The organism is Pantoea cypripedii (genome assembly GCF_002095535.1).
Taxonomy (GTDB): Bacteria; Pseudomonadota; Gammaproteobacteria; order Enterobacterales; family Enterobacteriaceae; genus Pantoea; species Pantoea cypripedii.
On sequence record NZ_MLJI01000003.1, the window covers coordinates 512,598 to 526,542 of the forward strand.

Sequence of the window (13,945 nt, forward strand, 5' to 3'; positions counted from 1 at the left end):
CTTAAATTATTTCTAAAAGGCTCAGTAACAATTTGTAGAAGTCTACGGTGTTATGACACCGCCACTTCATCATCACCTTCGCTTTTATGTTGCTGATGTTCTTATGTCCACAATGAAAGATAATGGCCATTTGCGCCACTGAAACTCCCTGAGCCAGCAGCATGCAATAGCGTCTTTCGGTATTGGTCAGTCTGGGAATATAAGATGACCGTACCTGCTCCCTGGTGAATGAGTTGTTCATCAGTAGCTGCGCAAATTCACCAACGCTAATGGTACTGCACACCGCGATAACGCTGATGTCATTTGGAAACAAGCTAATGACACTCAATAAGTGCCTGGGTGCAATAATAATCGTACGCTGAAAATCAATGTCATTCGCTTTCAGACAATCAATAATCCCACCATTCTTAATTTCAAACCTATCGTTCGGCATAGCGAGACACGAAATAACATACTTCACACCTTCGGTCATAAACTCATCGCCACCGAGAATAATGATTCTAATCTCTCCCATGTAAACCAACCTGTAAGTTCCTGGCTTGCTGAGCCATAAAACTGTGCGTACCAGAGCATCACTGAGCAGGCCGGTGATTGAGTTACGCACAAATTTTATGTAGATAATGTTATCCAGATAAGTCTGAAAGTGAATAATTAATTGCGTGGATAGTTCTTAAAAAGAACCGTGAATTAATTTACAAAACCAGGAATGTCACTCAAGCGTTATCTTATTGATAGCCATTCCTTTTCATACGATAAATTCAATGCCCATGGTGTTATACACATTCAAAGTTTACAAAAACAGTGACTAATCCGTGGAATTGTCCTGAAACTAATGAGATCCCTTCTTGCATTTCCCCGGCAGTTCATTTTCGAACCGATTTTTGACGCTATTTGATCATAATCAATTTAATGTTCACTATTTTTGTTTTGTGAATGAAACATCTTGACGCCATGAATTATTTCGCCTGCTTTTATGAGTTGTCAGCATCAGGTCAATATGACGGCGTTTTATCCATTCGCAGATAATAGTTGTTCAGATAAATCTACTTCCCGATGCCTTAACTTTACTGTTCAAAGATTGGACAGAGCAATTTGAATATATGATTCGCGAATATTTAGATAAATATACTGCTATTATGCCCGCCTACCGTACGATGCTTTATTACGATTAGGTGTTATAGGGGAACACCGTGCTTTGTGTTCTGCTTCTCACTCCCGGCCTTTTACTGGATTTATAATCCGATAATAACAAAATTATCAGAACTAAAACCTATTTTAACAACATTTATAGATTTAAATTGCGAGGGTGGGTGATGGTGATTAATTTTCTCTCAGCAACTCGTGCAACAGTCCGGTAAGCAGTAGGCTATCTTACTGTTCTGACCTATACTGCAAACAATCCGCGAAAATATAGTGATTTCTGAATGATTTATACGATCGACGGGACCGTAACTTATAACTCCGATGACTGCACATTAAACCATCTCCCTACCCAGGAGACGCTGAGTCTCAGCCTCTCATCTGGCCGATTGTTTGAACAATTACTGAATTCCAACGGTGAGATCCTGACGCGGGATGCACTGTTGACCGAGGTATGGGATAAATACGGACTACGGGGATCAAATAATAACCTGAACCAATATCTCAGCATTGTACGGCGTGCACTGGCATCCTTTGGCTGTGAAAATTTGATCATCACCGTGCCGAAAATGGGGATTCGTCTCAACACAGAAATCCCCATCACGCGGGAAGAGACCATCAAAGAAGAGGCATCAACTTCAGCGCCGGATTCTCCTCTCTATCCGGACGGTCACCGCGCAACACACGGCCACACCAATTATCTCCTGCTATTGACGGTGCTGATGGTTTGTCTGATTGCCAGCGGCAGTTGGTATTATCGGGTAGTGCGATCAGGTGAACAGGAAATTACGCCGGTTTCTATTCCGTTAGCCGGCGGCTGTAATGTGGTGTTTGTGCAGGGCGTCGACAGCCATGACCAGCCGATGCTGGAAAAGCAAATTCAACAAATGTTGCGCGAGAACCACCAAACCTGTGACAGTAGTCGGCGTCTCTACTTTGATAAAATCACCGCATTTTCGGCACAAAACTATGGCAGAACCACGCTCTCCTCCTGCAAGCTGAATGACAGCGGTCATGTCATCGCGTGCGATAACTTTTATTATCTCGACTGGAGAATGGGTTGAAGCGTACTACGATGATCGTGTTGGCCAGTGTACTGGTCGCCGTAACCTTAATTGCCATAGGCGCAATGACTTTTATACGTCATGCCGACGCGTTTCCTTTCCGTTGCTCAACCTTCACTCATTATGATCTCAGTCGTAAAGAGGGTTCACATAACGAATTTGCACTCACCCAGGATTTACGCTTCCAGGATAAAACTTCAGGTTATTTGTTGCTTAACGGCCAGGTGAATTATGGCAATGCGGTCGCCACTCTCAATCGCAGAATTATCCTCAATCAGGGTGACAAAATTGATTATGATACCTATCACTATCATATCGAGAGCATCATCACTTCCCCGACTGATAATACCCCGGACGCAGTTTTTAATGATCTGCTGGCCGAGCTCACGCTTGACCCTTCTTATTTACAGTTGGATGTCGTGCAAGTCGATACTAAGGCCTACCTGATTGGTGGCCCTCTCTCTTATTTATTCACCTGCCAGCGTTACTAAATATGTGTAACCGCGCTTGACGCACCAGTCAATCATATCGAGATACAGCTAAAATTCTTAGCAATAGCAGAATAAAAACCTATATAAGCATGCCTTACTGGCATCCTTGCTAACTTTCAGCGTTATGCTGCACGGCCATGTGCATAATCTGCCCTGCCACCACCTTTAAGTATGCTGAATCAAAACATTGCAGATATAGTTAATGCACTATGCAGCGAATCGTTAACTTCAGGGAAATGACGACAATGAGCTGGTTTACGCCGTGGCCGCAGTTATCGCGTGTACTGATTTCACTCGCCTGTCTGACATTGATTTTGTTCGGGTTACACCTGTCCGCGCACCTGATTAATCAGGTGCTGCTGGCGATGCTGCTTTCCATCATGCTGGATCCGCTGGTGAGCTGGTTTGAACATAAACGCATCCCGCGCATTCTCTCCTCCCTGCTGATTATCTCGGTATTGCTGCTGATCATTGTGGTGACCATTATCAAACTGACCGTGTTGACACCGGATTTGATCCTGCTGAGCCGCCAGACGCCATTGTTACTGACGGCAAGATTGCAGGAAGTAACTCAGGCTCTTGATCAAATTGGCATTGCCCTGGCACCGGACGAAATGCTGGCGTTTGTCGATGCCGGTGCCATTGTCCGCTGGGTTACCGCTTTCCTGACTCAAATTCCCGGCGTGTTGTCATGGTGGGTGATGGTTTTCCTGATGCTGTTGTTTATGCTTTACGAGCTGCCGCTGCTGAAAAATGCCTTGCAGAAGCGTGCGTGCGGCGACTCACCGGCGATATATCTGGCACTGCAGGAAGGGATTCAGAGTGTGATTGTCTATGCTCGGGTCAAAACGCTGACGGGGATTTTTGGTGGTTTGATCGTCTGGGGTGGCGCGCAGTTACTGGGATTGAAGTTTGCCTTTTTCTGGGGCGTTTTGATGTTTGTTTTCAATTACGTGCCGGTGCTGGGCTCCTTTATGGCCGCCATTCCGCCTGTGGTGCAAAGCTATCTCGCGTTTGACCTGGAAATTGCCCTGGTGATAGCGGGATTTTTTGTGGTGTTGAACCTGACGCTCAGTTCCGTGCTGGAACCGTTGATGGTGGGTAAACGGCTGGATATGTCATTAACCAGCCAGCTGCTGGCCTTTTTGTTCTGGCAGGCCGTGCTGGGCATTACCGGCGCTATCCTGGCAATCCCTCTGACCTACCTGATTAAAAAAGTCCTGCTGGCCAGCTACCGGCAACAGCAGGACTCAATATCAGCGAACTCAGGTCAGTGATTGGGTTTTCACCCCACGCCATGATCGTGTCAGACGTTTTTCTATCTCAACCACAATAAAGATAGCGATACTGACAATCAGTGAGATAAACCAGTAATTAATCGGTAACGGACGGGTACCGAACAGCGTATTCATCAGCGGGATATAAATGATGATCGCCTGCAGCACGATCAGTACCACCGTCACCAGCCAGATACCTTTGTTCTTTATCAATCCGCTGTCGAGGGAGAAGCCTTCCGAATTACGGCAGTTAATCATATAAGCCCACTGCGCGGTCACCAGCATTTGCAGCAGCACGGTGCGGATAAATTCCGGGCTGTAGCCACGTGGCTGTAACCAGGCTTCCAGCACAAAGGCGCTGATGGAGATTAACAAGCCGACAAAAATGACACGCCAGATGGCATATCCATCCATCACATGCGCCTTCACATTACGTGGAGGACGGCGCATGGCATTGGCTTCTGCCGGTTCAAATGCCAGGCCAAAAGACAACGTGGCGGACGTCGCCATGTTCATCCATAAAATCTGTACCGGGGTGAGCGGCAGCAGATTCCCCATCAGGATGGCGATGATAATCAGTAAGCCCTGCGCCAGGTTGGTCGGCATGATAAACAGAATGGTTTTCTTCAGGTTGTCATACACCCGCCGTCCTTCTTTTACCGCGGCGGCAATGGTGGCGAAGTTGTCATCCGCGAGAATCATATCCGCCGACTCTTTCGTCACCTCGGTGCCTTTGATACCCATGGCGATACCGACGTTGGCCTGCTTCAGCGCGGGTGCATCGTTGACACCGTCGCCGGTCATACCGACGATTTCGCCGCTCGATTCCAGCGCTTTTACCAGGCGTAATTTATGCTCCGGGCTGGTACGGGCAAAGATGTCATAGGTTTTCGCCGCCTGCGCCAGTTCCGCGTCGTTCATATGCTCAAGTTCATAACCGGTGACCGCTGATTTGCTGTTGCCAATACCCAGCATCTGGCCGATAGCCATCGCGGTTTCCTGATGGTCGCCGGTGATCATTTTGACGCGAATCCCCGCCTGCTGGCAGTCGTGAATGGCCGAGATGGCCTCCGGACGCGGGGGGTCCATCATGCAACCCAGCCCCAGCAGTACCATGCCGTTGTTCAGTTCATCATGATCCAGCGAAGTGACCGGCTCTGACATCGGTTTCCACGCCGCAGCGACGGTACGCAACCCCTCACTGGCGTAGGTGGTGATCGCCGCTTCCCAGTAAGCGAGGTCCAGCGGCTCCACGCCATTGGGTGTCTGTTGCTGCTGGCAAAGCTTCAGCAACACATCGGGGGCACCGGTCAGCACAATGTACGCCTGCCCATCCGCGACACAACTCACCGACATATATTTATACAGCGAATCAAAGGGAAGTTTGCTGATGACCTCAACGGATTTTTTCTGCGCAATGCCTTTTGCCGCCAGCACTTTCATCGCACCTTCGGTGGGGCCACCGACGATGACCCAGTGCCCGCTGGCATCCTGCCGCAGCTGACTTTCGTTACAGGTATCAACCGCATGCAGGAATTGCTGGAACAGCGGGTCGGTCGCGGCATTCAGTCCGCTGGCCCCTTCTTCTGCCACAATTTCGCCTTTCGGTTCATAGCTGTTGCCGCTGACGCGCCATTTGCTTTTTGCCAGCACCACCGCTTTAACCGTCATTTCATTCATGGTCAGGGTGCCGGTTTTGTCGGAGCAAATCACCGACATCGCCCCCAGCGTCTCAACGGTAGGTAATTTACGGATAATCGCCTGGACCCGCGCCATGGACTGCACGCCGAGCGACAGGATGATCGAGATAATGGCCGGTAATCCCTCCGGTACCGCCGCCACTGCCAGGCTGATAACCGAGAGCGCCAGCTCAGGGAACGGGATATCACGCAGGATATAACCGAAGATAAACAGCGCAACCATCATCAGCAGGATGATGAAAAATATCGCTTTGCCGAGTTTATCAATCTGGACCAGCAGCGGAGTTTTCACCTCTTTCACAGAGCTTATCATCTCATTGATATGCCCCAGTTCGGTGTCGCCTCCGCTGGCTACCACCACACCCGCAGCGGTGCCGGAACTGACAGTGGTGCCGGAAAATGCGAGGTTAAGGCGGTCGCCCAATGATTTTTCACCGGACAACGCATCGACATTTTTAGACACCACAGTGGACTCGCCGGTAAGAATCGCCTCTTCTACCCGCAGGTTATGCACGTCAAACAAACGCAAATCCGCCGGGATTTTATCGCCCGGACGCAGCATCACCACATCACCGGGCACAATATCCTGGGTAGGTATGGTGATTTGTTTGCCGTCGCGCACCAGGATGGCTTCGCTGGCTAACATATTCTGGATACTTTTCAGCGATTTTTCGGCATTACTTTCCTGAATAAAGCCAATTAACGCATTGATTACTGCGACGCCGATAATGACAAATGTATCCACCCAGTGGCCCATCACCGCCGTGATGAGCGCGGCGGCAAACAGGATATAAATCAATACATCTTTGAAATGAGAGATAAATTTCAGTAGCGCTGACTTCTCGGGTTTTTGCGGCAGCGCATTGGGACCGTATTTTTCCAGGCGCTCATTGGCTGCGGAAGAAGATAAGCCAGACGGTGAACTTGCTAAGTTTTGGAAAGTTTCTTCTGTAGTGCACTGATACCAGAGCTGCCCAGTTGAAACAGCGCCCTTATCCTGACCTTGAACATTTTCCATATGGACCCCTAGCTATTAAGCTATTGTTAAAATGAGTTTTTCAACAAAACACACACAAACTGAGGTAATTAGATTTTTAAGACACTGACCGAGATTTTCGCCTGAAAAAAAATAATCCAGCTAATGATTTGAATGAGATAAATTAAATCTAATCTATATTATCAGAATGGCAATGTTAGCTTGCCTGTGCGTCCGGACTCTGGCTGTACGCGTCTCTTGTCAGCCTCCACGACAGAGAGGAAAGGGAAATAACAATGGAAATACAGACGGTTAAGTTAGTTTTTGGCTTCGTTATCATGGCAGTTGTCGCCACCACGCTGGTGGGGCTGCTAACATATTTCGTGGTTTCGCATATCTCCTGATGACATTTCTGAACTGCAACACAAATGTAGTAATGCTTAAAATTGTTCCTTGTTAACTGATTAATCCATGGCGCGGTATTTTCGGGATGAGGGAAAAATAATGATAAAATACAAGGCAATGCTTTTTCTGCTTTGCTGTGTTTTGCTTACCGGTTGTGATGAAAAAAAAGAATCCCCGCCACCACAACCTCGTGTAATTAAGGCGTTTACCATCGCCGCAGGCAACGCTTCCAATATCCGCATATTCCCGGCACGTATTCAGGCAGGTGATAACACCGACCTCGCTTTTAAACGCGCAGGGCAAATCACCCAGCTGGATTTACGTGATGGGATGACGGTTAAAGCCAATCAAACCCTCGCGACGCTGAATGATACTGACGCGCGTCTGCGCGTGAAGGATCGGCAAAATACTTTCCAACTGGCTGAGCGGCAATATCAGCGCTTCCGTTCCCTTTCCAACCGCAGCGCGGTGTCGCAGGCCGACATGGATGTGCAGAAATCCAATCGTGATGCTGCCGCCACGGCGCTGAGAATCGCCCAGGAAGAACTGCAATTTCTCACCCTGCGCGCCCCCTTTGATGGGGTGATTGCCAGAGTTCAGGTCCGTAATCATCAGGTGGTGGCCGCCGGGCAATCCATTGCCTTGCTAACCCGCGCCGATGTGCTGGATGTGATATTCACCGTACCGGAAAGTTTGTTTACCAGTCTCGATATCCAGAACGTCAGCTACCAGCCGGAGGTGCAATTTAACGCCCTGCCCGGCAGAACCTTCACCGCCAGCTACAAAGAACACACCACGCAAACCGATGCCGCCACCATGACCTGGCAAGTGGTGCTGACCATGCCGCGTCCCGCCGATTTACCCAATGTGGCAGGGCTAAGCGGATCGGTACGGGTCCAGTTGCATAACCTGCCGAATGCGCCAGCTCAGTCACGCGTGGTGGTGCCTGGTGCTGCGGTGTTCAATCCCGATCGCAGCCCCACCAATCAGCCCCATGTTTGGTTGATTGTCGGCGAGGGCAATGATTTACACGTTAAAGATCAGCAGGTAGAAGTTGGCGATGTCAGTGCCGCAGGCGTTGAGATTATTTCCGGACTCAAACCTGGCGACCGTATCGTGTCAGCAGGAACCGGCGAGCTACGCGACGGCGAAGCCATCCGCATCTGGACCCGTGAGCGGGGGTTATAATGCGGATTTTAGACAACTTTATTAATAAACCCATCCGCATCTGGATGGTTATTCTGCTGCTTGGCGTTGGCGGTATTTATGCGCTGCTCAACATTGGCCGACTCGAAGATCCCCTGTTCACCATTAAAGCTGCGGTGATTGTGACGCAGTATCCCGGCGCATCGGCGCAGCAGGTGGAAGAGGAAGTGACGTTGCCGCTGGAAAACGCGTTACAGCGGCTCCCTTCACTCGATAACGTCACGTCCATCTCCAGTAATGGCCTGTCGCAGATCACCGTTTCGATTCATACCAGCTACCTGGCAAATCAGCTGCCACAAATCTGGGACGAACTCCGGCGGCGCGTGGGTGATGCCGCGCTTCAGTTTCCGCCGGGGGCGCATACCCCGTTTGTGAATGACGATTTTGGCGACGTTTATGGCTATTTCTTTGTGATTTATGGCAAAGACTTCAGCAACGACGAACTGCGCAACTACGCCGATCAACTGCGACGCGACCTGGTGCTGGTGCCGGGCGTGGCCAAAGTGGCAGTGGCGGGGGTGCAGCAGGAGCAAATCCGTATCGCGCTCTCCAGTACGAAAATGAGCAGCTACGGTATCACTACGGCGCGGGTGGCTGATTTGCTCAGCCGCAGCAACGTGGTTTCTAACGCCGGAAGTATCCGGATTGACGGTGAATCCATCCGTTTTAACCCCACCGGCGAATTCCAATCGCTGGAGGATTTAGCCAACCTGCCAATTTCACGTCCCGGCACCTCGCAAACCCTGCATCTGCACGATATCGCCACCCTGTCCCACGGCGTGACCGATACCCCGGATAATCTCTACCATGCCGATGGGCATGAGGCATTGGCGATTGGCGTTTCCTTTGCCCCTGGCGTCAACGTGATTAACGTCGGTGATGCGCTGACGCAAAAGCTCGACGCTTATCAGCAGGATAAACCGGCAGGCATTTCACTGAAGGTGTTTTATAACCAGGCGCAGGAAGTGAAGCAGTCGGTTGATGGATTTATCCTTAACTTCCTGATGGCGCTGGCAATTGTCGTCGGAACGCTGCTGATTTTTATGGGGGTACGCAGCGGCATCGTCATCGCCGCATCGCTGGCATTTAACGTACTGGGTACGTTGCTGGTGATGTATTTGTTCGGGCTGGAATTGCAGCGCATCTCGCTGGGCGCACTGATCATCTCGCTCAGTATGCTGGTGGATAACGCCATTGTGGTGGTGGAAGGTATTAAAATTGACCAGCAGCGCGGGAAGCCGTTGCAGCAGGCCACTACGCAGATGATTCAACGCACGGCGATGCCGTTGCTGGGCGCGACGGTGATTGCCATCATCGCGTTCGCCCCGATTGGCCTGTCCCAGGACTCCACCGGTGAATACTGTAAATCCCTGTTCCAGGTGCTGCTGATCTCCCTGCTGCTCAGCTGGATCACCGCACTGACGCTTACGCCGGTGTTTATCAAATGGAGCGAAGCGCGGCGTAAAGAATTACAACTGCCGCCACAGGACGATCAATCTCCTTACCAGGGCATCGTGTTCCGTGTATATCGCAACACGCTGGCCACATTGATTCGCGTACGCTGGCTGACGATTACGGTGATGGTGGCCTGCCTGGCGGCATCGCTGTATGGCTTTACCTTTGTTAAACAGAACTTCTTCCCCTCCTCCAACACGCCGATATTTTTCACCGATCTCTGGCTGCCCTATGGCACCGATATCAACCATACCGCCGCGACCGCCGCGCAAATCGAGCGTTTTATTAATCAGGAAGAGGGGGTTGCGGCTACCGTCACCACCATCGGCCAGGGCGCGATGCGTTTTACCCTGACTTATGATTCCACCCGTCAGTACACCAATTACGCGCAAATCATGGTGCGGGTGAAGGATGGCCGCCAGCTGGAGCGTATTGCCTTAGCGACTGAACATTATATTCAGCAGCAATATCCGCAGGTGAATGAACGTATTAAACGTATTCAGTTCGGCAGCGCCAGCGACAGCGCGATCGCCTTACGCGTCATCGGCCCGGATCCCGATACGCTGCGCCAGATTGGCAGCCAGATTGACGGCATTTTCCAGGCCGACGGCACCACCTTCCCGGTGCGTAATGACTGGCAGGAGCGTAGCAAAGTTATCCGCCCACAATACTCGGCATTGCGCGGACAGGAACTGGGTATCGATAAACGCGATATTGACCAGGCGTTACGCATGAATTTCAGCGGTGACGCGGTCGGCATCTTCCGCGATGGCTCACGGTTGATCCCGGTGATGTTGTTTCCGGAGGATGATGAACGGCAGAATATTGACCACATCGCCAACATTCAGTTGTGGAGCAACTCATTACAACACTTTGTCCCGCTCAGCAACGTGGTGTCAGATTTCCGCCTTGAGTGGGAAGACCCGTTGATTATGCGACGTGATCGTATGCGCGTGTTAACGGTGCAAACTGACCCGGACCCCGCCCTCGGATTCACTGCGGCCCAGGTGGTGGCGCGGGTGCAGCCACAAATCGAACAGCTGAAGTTGCCAGCGGGCTATCGCCTCGAATGGGGCGGCGAGCTGGAAAGCTCACGTGAAGCGCAAAGTGGGTTGCTGAGTTCGCTTCCGATTGGCTTCCTGGTGATGTTTGTTATCACCATTCTGATGTTCAACTCGCTGCGCGATGCGGTGGCAATCTGGATCACCGTACCCCTGGCCTTAATCGGCGTCACCTGTGGCTTCCTGCTAACCGGTATTCCGTTTGGCTTTATGGCGCTGATTGGGTTATTGAGCCTCTCGGGAATGCTGATCCGCAATGGCATTGTCTTGCTGGAAGAAACCCGCCAGTTCCGACAGCAGAAATCGCTACAGGAGGCAATTCTGGATGCGGCGACTTCGCGTTTGCGACCGATCCTGCTGACGGCATTTACCACCGTACTGGGTCTGTTGCCATTGTTGCGCGATGTTTTTTTCCAGAGCATGGCAGTGGTGATCATTTTCGGGTTAGGTTTCGCCACGGTGCTGACTTTGCTGGTGCTGCCGGTGCTGTATCGCTGTTTCCATGCAAAGGAAGCTGTTGATGAATAATACCGGGCTTAATCTGTTGAAAACGCTGGCCTGTATGACGGCGGTGTCTTTTTTCACCCTGTATCAGAGCTATGATCGCTACAACTACAATTACAGCCTGGCCCTCAACATCCTGAGTTTTATTTCCACTATCGCCACGCCGCTCTACTTTTTACTGAGCGGCTATATCGACAGCGGGCAGAAACACAGCCCCAGTTGGCAACTGGATAAGATTCGCCGCATTTTGTTGATTTTTCTCTTCTGGTTTACCTTTTTCTGGTTTGCCGGGGTGCAAAACAAAGGTTATCTGATTCAGCCGTGGTTTATGATTTCACTGATTTTAATTTACGTGTCACATCCCTTGATTGACCGGTTAATCCTGTTTCCCGGCAAAATGGCCGCGATCATTTTTGTCCTGCTACTGGCGGCATTCTTGTATGACATTCTCGCGATATTGTGGCCGGACAATCGGGCGTTCTCCCTGCTGCCGCAATATCGTATCTGGACCTGGGTACTGTATTATCTGTCCGGTCGTCTGATGGCGTTGCCGATGGTGATTCAGACACTGCAATCGGTGCGGGTGGTGCGGCTCAGCCTGCTGTTGCTGCCTGCGGTTTATCTTTTTACCTGGCTGTATGAACGTTACTACTTCATCGCCCGTTTTATCTCTACCGGCAATGATTTCGTCCTGACAGGGTCGCAGGTCTATTTTCTGGTGATCCTGATAGCCATCAGCGTTAACGCCATCACGCTACCTGCCCACTGGAAAAAACTCCCGACGGTCTTCGCCACCCTGGGCAAGACCATGACCGGCGTCTATATCCTGCATTATCTGGTTTTCAATATTCTGGCGTGGGCAATCAGCATTCGATCGGTGGTGGATAAGTTGCTGGTGATTGCGCTGACGGTAGCGCTGGCGATGCTGATTTCGCTGGCAATGTTGCAAATTCCGGGTGTCAAAAAGCTGATTAGTTTGTAACGGGGATGGCTGGCGGCACGCCGCACAGCCAGCAGGGCCGCCTCATTCATCAAGCAGCGGAGCGAAACCGCCATAAATCATGCGCTTGCCGTCAAACGGCATATTTTCGCCCATCTCTTTCATCCGCGGATCGGCCATCAGTTTTTTGTTAGCCTCATCACGCACTTCTTTCGAAGGGTATTCAATCCAGCTGAACACCACCGTTTCGTCCTCTTCCGCTTTTACCGCCATGCGAAAGCCGGTGGTTTTACCGTCCGGCACATCATCTGCCCAGCATTCAACGATGCGCGTCGCGCCAAACTCCTTAAACAAAGGCGCGGCTTTCGCCGCCATCGCCACATAAGCCTCCTTGTTGTCTACCGGAACCGCCACAACAAATCCATCAACATAGGACATACACAAATCCTCCGTCGTCAACTGCGCGATCGGTGATGATCGCGAGGTCCAGTGTACGTGAGCCAGGTAAAGCGGATTTGCGTGATGGGCCGCAAAACGACCAGCAATATGCCGATGATTAAGGGTAAAATCACAGCAGAATTTTATGAGGATTATCACTAATGAGTATGCATAACCCCCCACATGGCGGTGAAATTATCTCGGGCATTATGGAAGATCTTGATATTGGAGTCAGGGAGCTGGCACGTGCATTGGCTATCGCACCATCAACCGCTTCTCGTATGATCTCTGGTACTACGGCCATCACGCCAGAAATGGCAATCAAACTAGCAGCTGTGCTGGGTAGCACCCCCGAGATGTGGTTAAGAATTCAGGCGGTTTATGACCTGGAACGGGCGCAAAAGACTGTCGATTTGTCTGTACTGAACACCAGTTATAAACCCAGACCGTTACATAAAGTCGGCTAACGATCTAAATCCTGCCCGTTCACACGGGCATTCCACTTTTATTCACCAGTCCCTTTAACCTGCTCAATGCGTTAAACTTTCAGTCACCTTCGTTCAGTCACACGGAATTTTATGCGTATACCCATCGAACAGGCCGATCAGCCCTTTATTCATAGCTTCTTTGGCGAAAAAATTGACAGTATTGAAGCGGAATCCGCTCAGGCCAACCCGCTGCGGCAGGCGCTACAGGTGGCACGTCAGCAGGTAAACCAGGAAGCAGAGCTGAACTGGAAACGCGGTGCAATATTTCTCGTGCTATTTATATTTCTCTACGCGGCGCTGGGTGCATCGCTCACGCTGGATCTCAGCACCAAAGACACCAGCCATAAAAGCATCGCGTATGCACTGGAAGCGGTGCCGGTTCTCATCGCTTTTTCTGGTTTTTTCCTCTCGCTGCTGTTCCTATTTTTTACCCGCAGCAGCGCACGCCGCGCGCGCAATTGGGAACGCAGCATCCTGTTGCTGGAAAAATATACCGGCAACAATCTGAGCCAGCAGATTAACGCGATGGGCGCACGCACCACGCATTACTCGTTCTCAGCGATCATGACTTCCCTGGCGCTTTTTATCAGCCTGACCTGGGTGGTGATGTATAACTTCTTCACCTTTACCACCAGTGGCGTGATCGGCAGCGTTATTTCGCTGTTTATTACCACCATGACCTATGTGATCCTGGATATTCAGCTGTTGAAATCCGGTAAGCAGAGCGAGGTTGATGAACCTCTCGTCCCTGCTGACGACGATAAAGAGCAAAAGTAAGCCTCGTAACGGTGCTGAATCGC

At 50.7% G+C, this 13,945-nt stretch carries 11 protein-coding genes; 8 read left to right on the forward strand and 3 right to left on the reverse strand.

Going from position 1 to position 13,945, the window contains the following annotated elements; all coding sequences use genetic code 11:
• Nucleotide 1 precedes the first annotated feature (1 nt).
• The gene (locus tag HA50_RS30325) at nucleotides 2-604 is read right to left on the reverse strand and encodes a helix-turn-helix transcriptional regulator (protein WP_139811102.1); all 603 of its coding nucleotides are present in this window, start codon (nucleotides 602-604) and stop codon (nucleotides 2-4) included.
• An 820-nt stretch (nucleotides 605-1,424) separates the two neighbouring features.
• Between HA50_RS30325 and HA50_RS30330 the strand changes: the two genes are divergently transcribed.
• The 3 genes from HA50_RS30330 (at nucleotide 1,425) to HA50_RS30340 (ending at nucleotide 3,972) form a co-directional block, all read left to right on the forward strand.
• The gene (locus HA50_RS30330; RefSeq protein WP_084881090.1) at nucleotides 1,425-2,204 is read left to right on the forward strand and encodes a winged helix-turn-helix domain-containing protein; all 780 of its coding nucleotides are present in this window, start codon (nucleotides 1,425-1,427) and stop codon (nucleotides 2,202-2,204) included.
• On the forward strand, nucleotides 2,201-2,695 hold the full coding sequence (locus tag HA50_RS30335) for a FidL-like protein (protein WP_084881091.1): 495 nt from the start codon (nucleotides 2,201-2,203) through the stop codon (nucleotides 2,693-2,695). Before HA50_RS30330 ends, HA50_RS30335 begins: the two co-directional genes overlap by 4 nt.
• A gap of 245 nt (nucleotides 2,696-2,940) precedes the next feature.
• A complete protein-coding gene (locus HA50_RS30340; RefSeq protein ID WP_084881092.1) occupies nucleotides 2,941-3,972 on the forward strand; it encodes an AI-2E family transporter in 1,032 nt (343 codons plus the stop codon).
• On the opposite strand, the gene HA50_RS30345 is transcribed toward HA50_RS30340, so the two are convergent.
• Entirely contained in the window at nucleotides 3,961-6,690 is a 2,730-nt protein-coding gene (locus tag HA50_RS30345; protein ID WP_084881093.1) for a cation-transporting P-type ATPase, read from the reverse strand. The genes HA50_RS30340 and HA50_RS30345 overlap by 12 nt on opposite strands.
• 462 nt (nucleotides 6,691-7,152) lie before the next feature.
• Between HA50_RS30345 and HA50_RS30350 the strand changes: the two genes are divergently transcribed.
• Genes HA50_RS30350 through HA50_RS30360 form a run of 3 tightly spaced genes read left to right on the forward strand, consistent with a single transcriptional unit; the run spans nucleotide 7,153 to nucleotide 12,261 of the window.
• Nucleotides 7,153-8,241, forward strand: a complete 1,089-nt coding sequence (locus HA50_RS30350; RefSeq protein ID WP_084881094.1) for an efflux RND transporter periplasmic adaptor subunit — start codon at nucleotides 7,153-7,155, stop codon at nucleotides 8,239-8,241.
• On the forward strand, nucleotides 8,241-11,303 hold the full coding sequence (locus HA50_RS30355; protein WP_084881095.1) for an efflux RND transporter permease subunit: 3,063 nt from the start codon (nucleotides 8,241-8,243) through the stop codon (nucleotides 11,301-11,303). Before HA50_RS30350 ends, HA50_RS30355 begins: the two co-directional genes overlap by 1 nt.
• Nucleotides 11,296-12,261 carry an acyltransferase family protein gene (locus HA50_RS30360; protein ID WP_084881096.1) on the forward strand — a complete coding sequence of 322 codons (966 nt, stop codon included), beginning with the start codon at nucleotides 11,296-11,298 and terminating at the stop codon, nucleotides 12,259-12,261. Before HA50_RS30355 ends, HA50_RS30360 begins: the two co-directional genes overlap by 8 nt.
• A gap of 42 nt (nucleotides 12,262-12,303) precedes the next feature.
• Here HA50_RS30360 and HA50_RS30365 read toward each other — a convergent pair whose 3' ends face one another.
• On the reverse strand, nucleotides 12,304-12,657 hold the full coding sequence (locus HA50_RS30365; RefSeq protein ID WP_084881097.1) for a DUF1428 domain-containing protein: 354 nt from the start codon (nucleotides 12,655-12,657) through the stop codon (nucleotides 12,304-12,306).
• A gap of 161 nt (nucleotides 12,658-12,818) precedes the next feature.
• On the opposite strand from HA50_RS30365, the gene HA50_RS30370 reads away from it, so the two are divergent.
• Both HA50_RS30370 and HA50_RS30375 read left to right on the forward strand, forming a co-directional pair.
• Complete coding sequence (locus HA50_RS30370; protein ID WP_084881098.1) at nucleotides 12,819-13,124, forward strand: HigA family addiction module antitoxin; 306 nt, start codon at nucleotides 12,819-12,821, stop codon at nucleotides 13,122-13,124.
• A gap of 111 nt (nucleotides 13,125-13,235) precedes the next feature.
• Complete coding sequence (locus HA50_RS30375; protein ID WP_084881099.1) at nucleotides 13,236-13,922, forward strand: RipA family octameric membrane protein; 687 nt, start codon at nucleotides 13,236-13,238, stop codon at nucleotides 13,920-13,922.
• Nucleotides 13,923-13,945 lie beyond the last annotated feature (23 nt).

Coding starts and splice junctions, on each gene's coding strand:
- HA50_RS30330 (WP_084881090.1), top strand. CDS start 1,425: ATGATTTATACGATCGACGGGACCGTAACTTATAACTCCGATGACTGC.
- HA50_RS30340 (WP_084881092.1), top strand. CDS start 2,941: ATGAGCTGGTTTACGCCGTGGCCGCAGTTATCGCGTGTACTGATTTCA.
- HA50_RS30345 (WP_084881093.1), bottom strand. CDS start 6,690: ATGGAAAATGTTCAAGGTCAGGATAAGGGCGCTGTTTCAACTGGGCAG.
- HA50_RS30350 (WP_084881094.1), top strand. CDS start 7,153: ATGATAAAATACAAGGCAATGCTTTTTCTGCTTTGCTGTGTTTTGCTT.
- HA50_RS30355 (WP_084881095.1), top strand. CDS start 8,241: ATGCGGATTTTAGACAACTTTATTAATAAACCCATCCGCATCTGGATG.
- HA50_RS30360 (WP_084881096.1), top strand. CDS start 11,296: ATGAATAATACCGGGCTTAATCTGTTGAAAACGCTGGCCTGTATGACG.
- HA50_RS30365 (WP_084881097.1), bottom strand. CDS start 12,657: ATGTCCTATGTTGATGGATTTGTTGTGGCGGTTCCGGTAGACAACAAG.
- HA50_RS30370 (WP_084881098.1), top strand. CDS start 12,819: ATGAGTATGCATAACCCCCCACATGGCGGTGAAATTATCTCGGGCATT.
- HA50_RS30375 (WP_084881099.1), top strand. CDS start 13,236: ATGCGTATACCCATCGAACAGGCCGATCAGCCCTTTATTCATAGCTTC.